Source organism: Aurantibacter aestuarii, assembly GCF_003008425.1.
Taxonomy (GTDB): Bacteria; Bacteroidota; Bacteroidia; order Flavobacteriales; family Flavobacteriaceae; genus Aurantibacter; species Aurantibacter aestuarii.
Window position 1 is genome coordinate 1,084,890 of sequence record NZ_PXOQ01000007.1, and the last position, 16,552, is coordinate 1,101,441.

Genomic DNA, 16,552 nt, shown 5'->3' on the forward strand with positions numbered 1-16,552 from the left:
GCGATATCATTGGTAAATAAACCAATTAATTATTTGAAGAATAGCCTACAGCTTCTCCAATTAAAGTCGCTTTGGTGCAATCTGTAATTTTTACATTTACAAAATCGCCTACTTTATAATTCTCTTTAGGAAACACAGCTACAATATTATGCTCACTACGTCCAGACCATTGGTCTTCAGATTTTTTCGATTGCTTCTCAATTAATATTTCTATCGTTTTTCCTAAATGTTCACGAGTTCTAAACTCACTATGTTCTAATTGTAAAGCAATTATTTCACTAAGGCGTCTACTTTTAATTTCTTCTGGAATATCATCTTCCAACTTACGTTCGGCTAAAGTCCCTGGACGTTCAGAGTATGTAAACATGTAACCAAAGTTGTATTTTACATAGCGCATTAAACTTAAGGTGTCTTCGTGATCTTCTTCGGTTTCTGTAGGGAAACCAGCAATCATATCTTGACTAATGGCGCAGCCCGGAATAATTTTTTTAATGTTATCTATTAATGTAAAATACTCTTCACGGGTATGTAAACGATTCATTTCTTTAAGAATACGATTACTACCACTTTGCACTGGTAAATGAATGTGATTACAGATATTTTGATATTTCGCCATAGTTTTAATCACATCTATATGCATATCTTGCGGATTAGAGGTCGAAAAACGAATACGCATTTTAGGCTGTGCTTCTGCCACTAAACTTAATAATTTAGCAAAATCTACAGCAGTAGCTTTTTGCATATCGGTTGCTTTTACGAAATCTTTTTTAAGACCACCGCCATACCATAAATAACTGTCAACATTTTGACCTAATAAGGTAATTTCTTTAAACCCACGATTCCAAAGGTCGTTAACTTCTTCAATAATACTTTGTGGGTCACGACTACGTTCTCTTCCACGGGTAAAAGGTACCACGCAAAATGTACACATATTATCGCAGCCACGCGTTATACTTACGTAAGCTGTAACACCATTACTTTGTAAACGAACGGGCGAGATATCGCCATAAGTTTCATCTTTAGATAAAATGACATTAATAGCATCACGACCTTCGTTAACTTCTGCTAAAAGGTTAGGTAAATCTTTATAAGCGTCTGGTCCTACAACCAAATCGACTATTTTTTCCTCTTCTAAAAATTTACTTTTTAATCGTTCTGCCATACAGCCCAGAACTCCAACTTTCATTTTAGAGTTTATACGTTTAACTGCATTATATTTTTCAAGTCGTTTGCGTACCGTTTGTTCTGCCTTATCTCGAATAGAGCAGGTATTCACTAATACTAAATCTGCCTCTTCTAGCTTATTTGTTGTATTGTAACCTTCTTTATCTAATATGGAAGCCACAATCTCACTATCGCTAAAATTCATAGAACAACCGTAACTTTCAATAAAAAGTTTTTTAGTGTTTTCTTTTTTGGCTTCTAAAATCAGAGCGTCGCCTTGTTTGCTTTCATCTATTGTTTTTTCCATAGGATCGGTAAAAATCAAAATCATTTCAATTAGTATGCAAAGATAGAATTATTTTAAGATTATGACAATATGACAGTTGGTTAAAAAAACCTATTTAACATATTTTTTGGAGCATAAATTTTTTTTGATATACCTTTGCACTCACAAAAACTGTAAAATGGCGAAAAATTTAGTAATAGTAGAGTCACCTGCAAAAGCGAAAACGATAGAGAAATTTTTAGGTAAAGATTTTAAAGTCGAGTCCAGTTTTGGGCACATTGCAGATTTACCTTCTAAGGAATTAGGGGTTGATGTTGAAGGTGATTTTGATCCTAAATATGAAGTCTCTACAGATAAAAAAGCACTGGTTAAAAAATTAAAAGCACTTGCTAAAAAGGCAGAAACTGTTTGGTTAGCGAGTGATGAGGACCGTGAGGGAGAAGCAATTGCTTGGCACTTAGCGGAGTCTTTAGAACTTGATAAAGCCAAGACCAAACGTATAGTGTTTCATGAAATCACCAAATCGGCCATACAAAAAGCAGTAGAAAACCCGAGAACGATAGATTATGATTTAGTCGATGCACAACAGGCAAGACGCGTGCTAGATAGAATAGTAGGTTATGAATTATCTCCAGTATTGTGGCGTAAAGTTAAAGGTGGTTTATCTGCTGGACGTGTACAATCTGTTTCAGTACGTTTAATCGTAGAGCGTGAGCGCGAAATAAACGATTTTAAGCCAGAAGCATCATATAAAGTAGATGCAGAGTTTACAACTACCGAAGGAGTTTCGTTTAAAGCACGTTTGCCAAAAGCATTTTCAACCAAAAAAGAAGCGCAGGATTTTTTAAATAAAAATGCAGATGCTAAATTTAATGTTGGGGATTTAACACAAAAGCCAGCTAAGAAATCGCCTGCAGCTCCATTTACAACATCAACATTACAGCAAGAGGCATCTCGTAAATTATATTTTTCAGTAAGTAAAACTATGACTATGGCGCAACGTTTATACGAAGCCGGTTTAATTACTTATATGAGAACAGATAGTGTAAACTTATCTGATGAAGCTAGAAAAGGGGCAAAAAATGAAATTGTTTCAGCTTACGGAAAAGAATTTGCTCAAGAAAGAAATTATAAAGGGAAATCTAAAGGTGCTCAGGAAGCTCACGAAGCCATCCGTCCAACCGATTTTGCAACTCACTCGGTAAATATAGATAGAGATCAAGCTAGATTATATGATCTAATTTGGAAGCGTGCTATTGCATCGCAAATGAGTGACGCTAAACTAGAGCGTACTAATGTAAAAATTGATGCAAATACGCATAATGAAAACTTTACCGCTAATGGAGAGGTTATTAAGTTTGAGGGTTTCCTTAAAGTGTATTTAGAAGGTACCGATGATGAAGATTTAGAGCAAGAAGGTATGTTGCCTGCAATGAAAGTTGGTGAAACTTTACTTAATAAATATATTACGGCAACAGAGCGTTTTACTCGAGCTCCTTACAGATATACAGAAGCTTCTTTAGTTAAAAAATTAGAAGAGTTAGGTATTGGACGTCCGTCTACTTATGCGCCAACCATTTCTACTATTCAAAATAGAAATTATGTAGAAAAAGGAAGTGTCGATGGTGTAGAACGTGACTATACTCAATTAGTTCTTGAAGATGGTTCTGTAAAAGACAACACGCTAACAGAGAAAGTAGGGTCCGATAAAGGAAAATTAGTACCAACAGATATTGGTATGATTGTAACGGACTTTTTAGTGAATCATTTTGAAAGCATTTTAGATTATAATTTTACAGCTAAGGTAGAAGATGAATTTGATGATATTGCTGAAGGAAAACAAGATTGGAAAAAGATGATGAAGTCTTTTTACACTAAATTTCATCCTGTAGTGGAAGATGTTCGTGAAAATGCAGATCGTGAATCTGGAGAGCGTATTTTAGGTGAAGATCCAAAAACAGGAAAACAAGTAAGCGTAAGGTTAGGTAAGTTTGGACCAATGGTACAAATGGGTACGGTTGATGATGAAGAGAAGCCTACTTTTGCAAGTTTAGGACCAGACCAACAATTAGGAACCATAACCTATGAGGAAGCAATGGACTTATTTAAACTTCCAAAGGCTTTAGGTCAATACAAAGGTGAAGAGGTAGAAGTTAATAATGGTCGTTTTGGTCCATATGTAAAATATGGTAAGAAATTTATTTCATTAGCGCCAGGACAAGATCCCTTAAGTGTGGAAATGGACGATGCTATTGAGTTAATTAAAGAAAAAGAAATTGCAGATGCTCCTATATACGAATATAAAGGTCATGGTGTAACTAAAGGAAAAGGTCGTTTTGGTCCATTTATTAAATGGAACGATTTATTTATTAATGTAAATAAAAAGTATGACTGGGATAATTTAACCAATGCTGAAATTGAAGAGCTTATTGATGCTAAAATCCAAAAGGAAATAGATAAAGTTGTTCATAATTGGGAAGAAGAAGGTATTCGAGTTGAAAAAGCCCGCTGGGGTAGGCATAATATTCTAAAAGGTAAAACAAAGATTGAATTGCCAAAAACAGTAGATGCTGCTGCTTTGACTTTAGAAGAAGTAAAAGATATTATCGAAAAAAACGCACCAAAAAAGAAAACAAAAAAGTCGGCTGCTAAAAAGAAACCAGCCGCTAAGAAAAAAACAACTACAAAAAAGAAATAACTCGTAAGAATTTTTTACTTTCGAGGAAAGTATTTTTTCAATGAATTTTAGTTTCTTAACTCCTGTTTCAGAGGATGTTCTTATTTATAGGCAATTACTGTCGCCTCAAACGGTAGGCAAGAAACTACAAGTTCATACTAGTGAAGATGGTGTGCCTAGTTTATCTGGAGGGGAAATAGCCTTGTTAGGCGTCTTAGAAAATAGGAGAGATGCGTCAAAAAAAAACAATCGGCTAAATTTTGACGAAATTAGAAAGTCTTTTTACGCGCTTTTCCCAGGAAGCTGGAATACAACTTGTGTAGATTTAGGTGATTTAGAACCGGGTGAAACAGTCGAGGATACTTACTTCGCGCTAAAGGAAACAATTTCAATTTTATTAAGTCAAAAAGTAATTCCTATTGTTTTAGGTGGAAGTCAAGATCTAACCTATGCTAATTATAGGGCTTATGACGCTATTTTACCAATGGTAAATATTGTAAACGTAGATGCAAGATTCGATTTGGGGGAAGTATCGGAAGCTATTACCAGTAAAAGCTTTGTAGGTAAAATAATATTAGAAGAACCTTATAATTTATTTAACTATGCGACTTTAGGTTATCAAACCTATTTTAATTCTCAAGAAGAAATAGATTTAATGAAGAAGTTGTATTTTGAAGCCTACCGTCTAGGAGAAGTTTCTAAAGATATTACTTTGGTAGAACCAGTGTTAAGAGATGCGAATATTGTTTCTGTTGATATATCTTCTGTTGAGTCTTCTATTTTAAGTGAAAATCAAAAAATAAGTCCAAATGGTTTTAGTGGGAAAGAAATTTGCGCAATAGCTCGTTATTCAGGTATTAGTAATAAAGTGTCATCCTTTGGTATCTTTGATTTAAATACAACGGGGAACGAAAGTCAAACCGCAATGTTAACAGCTCAAATCCTTTGGTATTTTATTGAAGGTGTAAATGCTAGGATTATTGAAAGTGATTTTGTAGATGATAAAACCTATCAAAAGTATATTACTTTAGTCGATGATTTTGAGTTAATTTTTTATAAAAGTTTAAAATCTGGACGTTGGTGGATTGAAATTCCTTTTTTATCAAATGTTAACAATAAGTTAAAAAAACACACGTTATTACCTTGTGCAAAAAACGATTATGACATGGCAATCAACAATATAGTTCCAGAAAGATGGTATAAGGCGCATCAAAAAAATATATTGTAAATTAGCAAATCGTTAACATTTCCGAGCGATTTCGTTTAAATGCATAATTTTGTCGATTAAAAGATTGTTTTTTAAATAAAAAGTTGTTTTTGAAGAATAAAATAAATATGTTTACGCTCTTAAAAAATTAAGAAGCATATAATTTAACCTCGAGTTTTATAAGATTATGAAGAAATTTGTATTATTAACAGCAGTTTTAGCGCTATTAGTTAGTTGTGGGAAGTCTAACGACAAAGGACAATTAGTTGGTGTTAAAGGTAAAAAGTGGCATCCAGAAAAGCCTTATGGAATGACGTTAGTTCCAGGAGGTGCTTTTATTATGGGTAAAGCAGACGACGATTTAGCAGGTGTACAAGATGCTCCAGCTAAAACCGTAACTGTTCGTGCTTTTTACATGGATGAAACTGAAATCACAAATAGTGAGTACCGTCAGTTTGTTAACTGGGTAAGAGATTCTACAATTAGAACTGCCTTAGCAGAAATGGCTGATATAGAAGGTAAAACTCCTGGGTCAGGAGATATTGGAGAATTTGCATATAAAGATGCAGGTGATGATGATGATTTGACTCCATACGAGGAATACATGCGTGATAATTACGGAAATGATCAAAGAAAATTAAACAATGAGGTTGATTTAATTTTTGAGACAGGAGAATATCCTGATGTTCTATATGCAGAGGTTATGGATGGAATGTATATTCCTTTAGAAGAATCATATAATGGACAAAGAACTTGGGATGTTAAAAAATTCAAGTTTCAATACTCTTACATGGATATAGAGAAAGCTGCTCGTGATAAGAAATTATCTCGTAAGGATGTAATAATTAGAGAGGAAGTTGAGATTTATCCAGATACAACTGCTTGGATTAGAGATTTTTCATATTCTTATAATGAGCCAATGCACAATGATTATTTCTGGCATGATGCTTACGGTGCATACCCAGTAGTTGGTGTGTCTTGGAAGCAGGCTAAGGCTTTTTGCCAATGGAGAACTATGTATCATAATGCTTATAGAAAAGAGAAGAAAAGACATTTCGTGAATTCTTACCGTTTACCAAACGAAGCAGAATGGGAATATGCTGCTCGTGGAGGTCTTCAAGCAGCAACGTTCCCTTGGGGTGGACCTTATGCTAAAAACGATAGAGGTTGTTTTATGGCCAACTTTAAACCTTTAAGAGGAGATTATGCTGCAGATCAAGCTTTATACACAGTTGAAGCAGATGCATTTGAGCCTAATGATTTTAATCTTTATAATATGGCAGGTAATGTTTCAGAATGGGTTAACTCTTCTTACGATCCTGCTTCATACGAATTTGCTTCAACAATCAATCCTAATGTAAATGATCCTCGTAACGAACGTAAAGTTGTTCGTGGTGGTTCATGGAAAGACGTGGCTTATTTCTTACAAGTAAGTTCAAGAGATTACGAATATGCAGATTCTGCAAGGTCATTTATCGGTTTCAGAACTGTTCAAGATTACATGGGGACTGAAGTGACAGCAAATTCAGCTGGAAGACGATAATTTTAAATTAAATCTACTAATAATTAATAATTAACTTAACAACTAAAAAATTTAAACAATTATGGCAACATCAAGAGGTTACAAAAAAGCAATGGGATATGCATACGGTATCGGTGCAGCAGTAGTAATATTAGGAGCATTATTTAAATTAATGCACTGGCCTGGAGCATCTATCATGCTTATCGCAGGTTTAGGAACTGAAGCATTAATTTTCTTTTTATCGGCATTCGAACCAGTAGGAGAAGATTTAGATTGGTCTTTAGTATATCCTGAATTAGCTGGAGGACAAGCTAAAACTAAAAAATTAAAAGAAGAGCCTAAAGATGCAGAAGGCTTATTATCTAAAAAATTAGATAACTTATTAAAAGAGGCTAAAATCGATGGAGAATTAATGGCAAGTTTAGGAACTAGCATTAAAAACTTCGAAGGAGCTGCTAAAGGAATTTCTCCTACAGTAGATTCTATTGCAGCAACTAAAAAATATGGAGAAGAGATGACAGTAGCAGCAGCTCAAATGGAGTCTTTAAACTCTCTATATAAAGTACAAATGGAGTCTGCTTCTAAGCAAGCAGCTATAAATGCTGAAACTGTTGAAAATGCAGCTAAATTAAAAGAGCAAATGCAATCTTTAGCTTCTAACTTATCTTCATTAAATGGAGTATATGGTGGTATGCTATCTGCAATGAACAAAAAATAATTAGTTTACTAATTAATATTTATTAACTAAAAAAACTAATTAAATTATGGCAAGTGCTAATGAATCACCAAGGCAAAAGATGATTAACTTAATGTATTTAGTTCTAATAGCAATGTTAGCATTAAATATGTCTAAGGAAGTTCTTTCTGCTTTTGGTTTAATGGACGAAAAGTTCGAAAATGCGAATGAATTAATCGCAACTAATAATGAAAAGACTTTAGCTTCTTTAAAATTAAAGGCTGAAGAAAAACCTAAAGAGTTTGCTGTAGCAGCTAATAAAGCAGAACAAGTAACTCAGCTTTCAAATAAGTTTTATTTATATCTTGAAGGTGTAAAAAGAGACATTATTAAAGGTGGAGGTTTTGAAGTTGATCCTGAAACTGGACAGTTACCATTTGATCAAATGGACAAAGGAGACTATATTGATGAAAAATGGTTTTCTGGAGATCGTTTAAGTAAAGATGGTCAAGCTGTAATGGAAGCTATCAATAAGTATAAGGCTGATGTTAAAAAAGTAGTTGGAAATGATGTAAAGTATTCTAAAGCTTTAGAAAACTTTGAGAAAAAATTCAACACAGATAATATTAAAGCTAAAGATGGTGCTAACAAATTATGGTTAGATTATCACTTTAAAGGTTTCCCTGCAATTGCTTCTATCACAAAAATAACTGCTATGCAGAATGATGTGAAAACTACTGAGGCAAACATGTTTAACTTGTTTTTAGGTAATACTTTAGACGAGGCAGTATCTTTAAAAAATTACCAAGCTATTGTAATTGCTGATAAGTCTGCATTTTTTGCAGGTGAGAAATTCCAAGGTAAAGTAGTATTAGGTAAATATGCAGACGTAACTCCTACTAAATTAGTAGTTAACGGTCAGGAAATAGATTTATCTAAAGCTATTGACTCTACGGGTGCAGCACGTTTAGACTTTAATGTTGGTAACGTTGGAGAACAAAAAATAGATGGTGAATTTACATTCTTAGAAGATGGTAAACCATTACCAATTAAAATTGTAGGTAACTATGTAGTAGTACCAAGACCAAATTCAGCTACGATTTCTGCAGATAAGATGAATGTTGTTTATAGAGGTTTAGATAACCCAATGACTATTTCTTTCGCAGGTGTACCAGATAATAAAGTATCTGCATCAGGTGCTGGTTTATCTAAAGGTTCTGGAACTGGTAAATATGTAATGAGACCTCAATCTGGTAAAGAAGTAACTATTAATGTTAATGCTACTTTAGATGATGGTACTGCTGTTGCAGACAGACAAGTATTTAGAATTAAAGGTATTCCAAAACCAACAGGATCTATTAACGGTCAAACAGGTTCTGCTAACCTACCAAGAAACAATGTTTCTATTGGTAAAGTAGGTGCAGAGTTAGAAGACTTCGTTTTTGACTTAGATATTCAGGTAACTGAATTTAAAGTTAAAGTTGAAGGACAAGCAACTATTAACTGTTCTGGAAACCGTATGAGTTCAAGAGCTAAAGAGGCTTTACGTAAAGCTCCAAGAGGTTCTTCTGTAATGATTTTTGATATCAAATCTAAAATCCCAGGAAACTCTATTAAGTTACCTAACGTATCACCAGTAGTTGTTAATTTAACAAACTAAAATCAACCATCTGATTCTATCATTAAATAAAAAATTAAAACAGATGAATTTAAAATCATTATTAATTACAGCTTTTTTTACCGTATCATTTAGTGGATTTGCTCAGTCAAATTTATTAAATGCCAAAGATCCTTCGGAAATTGGGGTAAAGACAGCAGAGCAAATAGCTTTAGACAACGATCACCCTTTAGAATATGGATATGTTGGTGATAGAGATGTGTTATTTTCTCGAATGGTTTGGGAAAAAGTCGTTCTTGATGAGCGTGTTAATTTCCCATTATATTATCCAATCGATACAAACAATATTGGTAGTGATAGAAGAAGTCTTTTTGATGTATTATTTAAAAATTTTAAAGAAGGTAAAATAGAAAGTGCTTATTCTGACTCATACTTTACAGGTAAAAGATCTTTTAAAGAAGTTAGAGAAACTATGGTTGATGTAGATACATTAGATATAGGATACGAGCAATTTAACAGTGAAGGAAAAGTAGATCCAGAGTATATTGTTACTACTGAAATCCAATCTGCTAATATTTCAGCTTACTTTATTAAAGGATTATGGTATTTTGACAAGCGTCAAGGAGAATTAAAATATCGTTTACTTGGGATAGCTCCGGCTGCTCCAGACGTTAACTTTATAAATTCTGATGATGCTGCTAGTAAAGAACCAATTCCGATGTTTTGGGTATTTTATCCTGATGTTAGAGATATTTTACATGAGGCTAAAACTTTTAATACAAAGAATAGCGCAATGCCTTTTTCTTTTGACCATGTTTTAAATTCTAGACGATTTAATGGTGTGGCATATCAAGAAGAAAATGTATATGGCGATCGTAAAATTGAAAGTTATATTCCAGAAAATTCTTTAATGCAACTTTTAGAATCTGAACGTATCAAAGAAAAAATTAGAAATTTTGAATTAGATATGTGGCAATTTTAAGGTCACCTATAAATTATAAAACCCACTTTTTAGTGGGTTTTTTTATGCCTTTTATTTTTTGTTAATAGTTAAGTACGTTATAACTTTTTACATTACATAAAATAGTATTTAATCAATTACTATTTTATGTAATGTACATTTAAAACAAAAATCTGTTTACTGCTATTACTTTGATTTTAAAACTGATTAAATTAATTCTAAAGGTTTTGTTAACAAGATTCCCAAAAGTAATTTAAATCAGTTTTAAATGTGGTTTAAAGTTGTAGTTTGAACCACTCATATATGAGAAGTAATATTAGTTCTTACTCTAATAAGGTTTTAACCCATTTTCTTAATTTTATAGTAGTTCTTCTTCAGAAGGTAGAAGCTTAAGCTTAAAATCTTTTAAATCATAAAAAAAGGAGCTAGATTAAATCTAACTCCTTTTTATTTTACGTTCTAAATTTTTAATCTATATAATATGGTCCATTACCTCTAGTTTCTCCTTTAGAACCTAGGCTATTAAACTTCCAGCTAAAATTCAACATGAAATACTGTGTTAAAACAGTACTCTGTCTGTCTTCTAAATAATCTTGTGAAGCTTGTCTGGTTGCGTTTGTATTTTGGTTTAATAAGTCATAGACCTTTAGTGTCACTAATCCTTGATCTTTTAGCACAGCATAAGAGATTGAAGAATTCCAAAATAGAGCACTTTTTTGGAATCCATCGGCTATATTAGTGTTATAGGTATAATTTATATCATTTCGCCACTCAAATCTTTTTGGAAAAAAGGTTGCTGTTTCTATATTTAATCTATGAACAGTAAAATTAATATCTTCAAATGCATCAATATCATAAGTGTTATTTGTTAGACTTAATGTATATCTCGGCTTAATTTCAAACAACTTTAAATAGGAATATTCAAAACCAATATTAGGTGCATAGCTTATATTTTTACTGGAGTATTGAACGTCGTTATTAAAATTAACATTCTTATTAAAATTACCATAAATTCCACCTCTAAGACGGATTGATTGTAAACTATCAATTTTTATGGTTTTACTATAACTTCCTCCTGCATAACCATTATAATTTCCGTTTACGTTATCGTAGGTCGTAGTTCTTTTTAACGTTGTTGGGTCTACAAAGGTTCTTGGGACAATATTATTCTCAGTTAATGTTATTCCAGAGTATGTGTAAAAGCCCGAGCGTTCTTTCCAATCGTAAGCATTATACCCTAAATACATTCTGTGCGAGTTTGTAGGCTCTAAATCTGGATTACCAACAATCGTGTTTAATGGATTAGAAACATCATTAAAAGGTTGTAATTGAGTTAAATTGGGCGGATTATTATCTAAACCATAATTAAAGTATAAATTAGATTTTCTAGAAATGTTATAATTAAAATAATAATCTAATTCTATAGCTTCAAAATCTCTTTTGATATCTATTAACCTTAAATTGTCAACATTTTCTAAAGTTCTAAATACATAGTTTACCCCAAAGGTTGAATTAAATTTTTCACTCTTATATCTTATTGAGGCACCAGGACTATTTCTCGTATCTGTATATTCAAAATCCGTACTTAAATCTGGATTAAAGGTATTATTTAAGTTTCTATCGAATGTACTTTTTACATTTTCATCATTATTTTTTTGAAATCCATATTCTAAATTAAAATACCATTTATCTTTTACAAGTGGTATACTACCTGAAAGTTCTGTTTCATAATTATTAGATTTACGATCCTCATCTGTAAACTGATCTCTCACAACATCTGGGCTACTTCCAAAAAATAGTGTATTAGAGGTTAAAATATCCTCACCGTTAAATGATGAGATATCATTATTAATTTCAGCTTTAATATAAGCACCTTTTGCACCTATTTTTTTGGTTAGCTCCATTCTGTTTCTAAAAGATTTTGAAGCATTATCTACAAATGAACTAACTGTAGATTGGTTGGTTAAATTTCTGTTAGCGTCTAAACTAGATTGATTACTAGAATAGGTAGTTTGAGATGTAGAATAACTAAATGAAGGTCTGATATTTAAAAATAGTGTTGTGTCTATCTTAATTTCATAATCTAAATTGGCAACATGACTTTGTGTATCATTCTCGGAATTAGAATCTGTATTAGAAAAGAATGTACCGTCTGAAAGGAAAGTTTGTCTCTGTGAAGATGATGCATCTACAGAATTACTGTTAGAATAAAAATAATCTCCAGAAATGTCTCCTTTTTCTCCAACCTTATCTGCATAATTTGCTCCGGCATTTTTAGATGTTGTAATACCTTGACCACCTCCAAATGATCTACCATCAATTGTAAAAGTTCCATTACTGCTAAAGCTGCTACTGCCTCTTCCAAACATTTTAGAAATCTCCCCAAAACTAAATCCAGGCGAATTAATGTTATTTCCTCCTGCTAAAACACTTATGCGTTGGTCATTATCAAACCTATTAAATAAACCAGCAAATTCCCATCGTTTATCCGTGCCAGCACCAGCTGCTACACGTCCAAATACCCCTTTATTATTTTCTTCCTTAATGGTTAGGTTAATAGTTTTGTTTTGAGTGTCTCCATCTTCTCCAGCATAAGCTTCAGATTTTGTTTTGGTGTCTACAATCTGAACTTTTTCTATAATTTCTTTAGTTAGATTTTTAGTCGTTATGGTTGGGTCGTTACCAAAAAAGGGCTTCCCATTTACTAAAATCTTATTGACGTCTTTACCATTAATTTTTATTTTACCTTCGGAATCAATTTCAACACCAGGTAATTTTTTTAGTAAATCTTCCACAGTGGCATCTTTTTGTGTCTTAAAAGATTTCACATTAAACTCTAAAGTATCTTTTTTAATAGTAACTGGAGCGGCAGTTTTAATAACCACTTCGTCTAATGCATTACTAACTTCTAGGCTTATTTTACCTAATTCTACGATAGGATTAGTTAGATTAATTTTTTTCTTTAGTGTTTGGTAACCAACATAAGAAACAAATAAGTTCAATTCATTTAGTCCTGTTTTGTCTTCTAATACGAAGGAGCCATCTCGCTCTGTAATTGAATAGGTAACTAGAGTTGAATCTTGTAATGTTTCAACATGAACGGTTGCGGCTTCAAGTGGTAAATTCTCATCTGCAGAAAATAATGTACCTGAAATTTTAAATGCTTTGGATTGACCAAAAAGAGTTGTTGCAAACAACAAGGCTAAAATAAAAATGCTATTCTTCATAAAGGAAAGAAAATTGAGGTAAACAAGTACCTCTTTAATTGGTTTATTGCTAAAAACGCAAAACTATTTTGTTTAGTGTGAAAAACTGTTAAACAAAACTTAAAGATATGTTATATTAAAGGTCTAACGCCTACTGTGACAGTAGGCGTTAGGTTTTTTTTATTTAAATGAAAATTATTTTTTACGCATATATATGCTAATAGGTACGCCGCTAAAATCATAGATCTGTCTCATTTTATTTTCCAAGAAACGTTTGTAAGACTCCGATACATATTGTGGTAAGTTACAGAAAAATGCAAACTGAGGCTGCGGTGTTGGTAACTGCATAACATATTTGATTTTAACAAATTTACCTTTTAATGCAGGTGGTGGATAATTTTCAATTATAGGTAAAAGCGTGTCGTTTAACTCGCTGGTTTTAATTTTTTTACTACGGTTGTTATATACTTCTACAGCAGTTTCAATTGCTTTATAAATACGCTGCTTGGTTAAAGTAGACATAAAAACAATAGGCACGTCTGTAAAAGGTTCTAATTGCTTACGAATATGTTTTTCATATTCTACAGTGGTTTTATGGTCTTTTTCAACCAAATCCCATTTATTAACCAAAACAACAATGCCTTTACGGTTGCGTTGCGCTAACCAAAAAATATTTTGCACCTGCCCGTCAAAACTACGGGTAGCATCTACGACCAATAAACAAACATCTGCATGCTCAATAGCTCGAACACTTCGCATTACCGAGTAAAACTCTAAGTCTTCTTTAACTTTATTTTTTTTACGAATTCCCGCAGTATCTACTAAATTAAAGTCGAAACCAAATCGGTTGTACTTAGTATCAATTGCATCTCTGGTAGTTCCAGCTATATCGGTAACAATATAACGATCTTCTCCAATTAAGGCGTTTATAAAAGACGATTTTCCTGCATTTGGACGACCAACTACAGCAAAACGTGGTAACTCATCTTCAGCTTCCTTTTCTTCTAGCTCTGGTAAAGCTTCTACTAAGGCATCTAACAAATCTCCGGTACCACTACCATTTATACTTGCAATGGTAAAGTAATTACCAAGACCTAAACTGTAAAATTCAACTGCATCTTCTGCGCGTTTGCCATTGTCGACTTTATTAACCACCAAAAAAACAGGTTTGGTAACTTTTCTTAGTAAGCGGGCTACATCTTCATCCATTCCTGTCACGCCACTTTCTACATCGACCATAAAAATGATAGCATCTGCTTCATCTATAGCTAATTCAACTTGTTTATCTATTTCAGCTTCAAAAACGTCATCACTACCTTTAACATATCCGCCGGTATCAATTAAAGAAAATTCTTTACCATTCCAGTCACTTTTTCCATAATGACGGTCACGTGTTACACCGCTAACCGCATCTACTATGGCTTCACGACGTTGAATTAATCGGTTAAAAAAAGTGGATTTACCAACATTTGGTCTTCCTACAATAGCTACTATATTATTCATAAGTTTATATATTATCTGCATTACATCTCCTGTAAGCGCTTGCAAAGATAGTTTTTAGGATTGATATTGTACTATAATGCTTAAGTTTCTTTAAAATAGGAAGTTAAGCAAAAAAAAACTCTAAAATAAATTAGAGTTTTTTGGTTGGGTTGGTTAGAGGTAAAGTTTGTTAGTTTTCATAAAAACTAACTGTACCACTATCTTCATTAGAAACCACTAAAAGATCCTTTCCAGTAGGACTTTGTAATGCAGGAATAACTAATAAACCTTCTGGAGCTTCGTCTCCCGTATGTGATAAAATGGTTAAAAATTGTGGAGCAATTGGGTTTGTAACATCGTAAACCATAATCTGGTCTGTACGTTCTAAACCAACAAATAAGATATAACGTTGATTTCCTAAATTTAAAATCTCGACACTTTCAGGTTCCGCTCCTTTATCATCACTGCGTTTATCTTCATCATTAAATAGAGTAGAAGAGAAAGCTAATGTTTCGGTAGCAATACTGTTTCCACTATCGTGTAATAAATTCCCGTTGGCAGACCAAACACTAAACGAGCGTGCTCCATAGCTGTAAATCTGGTCCACATCTCCATCATTATCAGTATCTCCTAGAGTTGTTGTCGTTTTTAATCGACCTAAATTAATTTCATTTTGAAAATCTCCAGATAACGGATAAACTGTAGGATCTAAAGTTAAATCCTCAACACGAACCTCTTCACTAAACCCACTATAATCTCTAGAATCGCCTTCATTTGCAGAAAATATGTAATCTGTTCCGTTTATATTAGCATAAGCAATTGCATCTGGTTGGTAAATGCCTTTAACGTTCCAGTTTTTTAATTGTGCAACTAAATCTCTATCACTAGCATCTAAACTGTTTTCTGGTAAGTTGTAATCTTTAAACCCTAAAGGGTAAATCGCTTCTATGGTTTTGGTAGCTAAGTTTACTTTAGCCATTCCATTATTTTCTTGTAAGGAAACCCACGCAAACATAGAATTTTCTGAAACCGTGATATATTCTGGTTCTACGTCTTGAGCTAATGAAGCGTTTGGACCAAATACTCTAAAACCTTGAGCCTCTAAGTCTGACTGCTGGCTATTAAAAGCAGTAAAATCTAAAGTAGTGACTTGGTCTGTTTCTAAATCTATTATACTTATAGTTCCTAAAGGATCTATAGTATAATCATCATTTGGCTCTCCTTCATTTGCAGAAATAAGTAGCTTCCCGTCTTTAGAAAAAGTTACCATATCTGGTAAAGCACCAACGGTATAGTTGTTAATTAGAGTATTATCCGCAGTATTATAAACTAAAATTTTTCCTGGATTTTGTTTTACAACAGCTTCTACAGCAACAGCCAGTTTGCCATTATAAATAGCTACACTGTTTGGAGCTCCAAAAGCCGATAAGTTTATAGGAGTTTCTTCAACAGGAGCTTCAATATTTGTAATGGTGTAGTTTGAAATTTGATTGCTTTCAACATTTACAACATATAATTTATTAGTTGTTGGATCGAATGCTGAAATTTCTGAAGCACCTTCGCCACCAACATTTATGGTCGATTTGTAATTGAAATTAACAGATGTATTTACCGGAGATTGATCTGGTATGGCAACAGTATCGTCATCATTTTGACAATTGAAGAGTACACCTAAAGTTAATGTTAAGGCAATTTTACTAAAATGTTTCATTTTTGGTTTTTTAAGTTATTTAGAACTCCAAAAATGAACTTT

10 protein-coding genes are annotated in these 16,552 nt (G+C 32.9%); 6 read left to right on the forward strand and 4 right to left on the reverse strand.

All coding sequences use genetic code 11. The features are described from left to right. Positions 1–25: 25 nt before the first annotated feature. Positions 26–1,471 (reverse strand): tRNA (N6-isopentenyl adenosine(37)-C2)-methylthiotransferase MiaB, encoded by a 1,446-nt coding sequence (gene miaB / locus C7H52_RS06030; protein WP_106463090.1) that lies wholly within the window; start codon positions 1,469–1,471, stop codon positions 26–28. A 157-nt stretch (positions 1,472–1,628) separates the two neighbouring features. On the opposite strand from miaB, the gene topA reads away from it, so the two are divergent. The 6 genes from topA (at position 1,629) to porN (ending at position 10,132) form a co-directional block, all read left to right on the forward strand. After that, the gene (gene topA / locus C7H52_RS06035) at positions 1,629–4,148 is read left to right on the forward strand and encodes a type I DNA topoisomerase (protein ID WP_106462972.1); all 2,520 of its coding nucleotides are present in this window, start codon (positions 1,629–1,631) and stop codon (positions 4,146–4,148) included. 40 nt (positions 4,149–4,188) lie between these two features. Continuing rightward, complete coding sequence (locus C7H52_RS06040; RefSeq protein ID WP_106462973.1) at positions 4,189–5,355, forward strand: formimidoylglutamase; 1,167 nt, start codon at positions 4,189–4,191, stop codon at positions 5,353–5,355. 166 nt (positions 5,356–5,521) lie between these two features. Further along, complete coding sequence (porK, locus tag C7H52_RS06045) at positions 5,522–6,877, forward strand: T9SS ring complex lipoprotein PorK/GldK (RefSeq protein WP_106462974.1); 1,356 nt, start codon at positions 5,522–5,524, stop codon at positions 6,875–6,877. A 61-nt stretch (positions 6,878–6,938) separates the two neighbouring features. Continuing rightward, positions 6,939–7,574 carry a type IX secretion system motor protein PorL/GldL gene (gene porL, locus C7H52_RS06050; RefSeq protein WP_106462975.1) on the forward strand — a complete coding sequence of 212 codons (636 nt, stop codon included), beginning with the start codon at positions 6,939–6,941 and terminating at the stop codon, positions 7,572–7,574. A gap of 46 nt (positions 7,575–7,620) precedes the next feature. Then, complete coding sequence (gene porM, locus C7H52_RS06055; RefSeq protein ID WP_106462976.1) at positions 7,621–9,192, forward strand: type IX secretion system motor protein PorM/GldM; 1,572 nt, start codon at positions 7,621–7,623, stop codon at positions 9,190–9,192. 43 nt (positions 9,193–9,235) lie between these two features. Then, a complete protein-coding gene (gene porN / locus C7H52_RS06060) occupies positions 9,236–10,132 on the forward strand; it encodes a type IX secretion system ring subunit PorN/GldN (RefSeq protein ID WP_106462977.1) in 897 nt (298 codons plus the stop codon). Positions 10,133–10,578: 446 nt separating this feature from the next. Here the strand turns inward: porN and C7H52_RS06065 are convergent, their stop codons facing one another. The 3 genes from C7H52_RS06065 to C7H52_RS06075 form a co-directional block, all read right to left on the reverse strand. Then, positions 10,579–13,338, reverse strand: coding sequence for an outer membrane beta-barrel protein (locus C7H52_RS06065; RefSeq protein WP_106462978.1), 2,760 nt, complete (start codon positions 13,336–13,338; stop codon positions 10,579–10,581). A gap of 174 nt (positions 13,339–13,512) precedes the next feature. Next, positions 13,513–14,820 carry a ribosome biogenesis GTPase Der gene (gene der / locus C7H52_RS06070; protein ID WP_106463091.1) on the reverse strand — a complete coding sequence of 436 codons (1,308 nt, stop codon included), beginning with the start codon at positions 14,818–14,820 and terminating at the stop codon, positions 13,513–13,515. Positions 14,821–14,989: 169 nt separating this feature from the next. Next, positions 14,990–16,510: a choice-of-anchor I family protein gene (locus C7H52_RS06075; protein ID WP_106462979.1), complete on the reverse strand. Its 1,521-nt coding sequence runs from the start codon at positions 16,508–16,510 to the stop codon at positions 14,990–14,992. Positions 16,511–16,552 lie beyond the last annotated feature (42 nt).

Coding starts and splice junctions, on each gene's coding strand:
- miaB (WP_106463090.1), bottom strand. CDS start 1,471: ATGGAAAAAACAATAGATGAAAGCAAACAAGGCGACGCTCTGATTTTA.
- topA (WP_106462972.1), top strand. CDS start 1,629: ATGGCGAAAAATTTAGTAATAGTAGAGTCACCTGCAAAAGCGAAAACG.
- C7H52_RS06040 (WP_106462973.1), top strand. CDS start 4,189: ATGAATTTTAGTTTCTTAACTCCTGTTTCAGAGGATGTTCTTATTTAT.
- porK (WP_106462974.1), top strand. CDS start 5,522: ATGAAGAAATTTGTATTATTAACAGCAGTTTTAGCGCTATTAGTTAGT.
- porL (WP_106462975.1), top strand. CDS start 6,939: ATGGCAACATCAAGAGGTTACAAAAAAGCAATGGGATATGCATACGGT.
- porM (WP_106462976.1), top strand. CDS start 7,621: ATGGCAAGTGCTAATGAATCACCAAGGCAAAAGATGATTAACTTAATG.
- porN (WP_106462977.1), top strand. CDS start 9,236: ATGAATTTAAAATCATTATTAATTACAGCTTTTTTTACCGTATCATTT.
- C7H52_RS06065 (WP_106462978.1), bottom strand. CDS start 13,338: ATGAAGAATAGCATTTTTATTTTAGCCTTGTTGTTTGCAACAACTCTT.
- der (WP_106463091.1), bottom strand. CDS start 14,820: ATGAATAATATAGTAGCTATTGTAGGAAGACCAAATGTTGGTAAATCC.
- C7H52_RS06075 (WP_106462979.1), bottom strand. CDS start 16,510: ATGAAACATTTTAGTAAAATTGCCTTAACATTAACTTTAGGTGTACTC.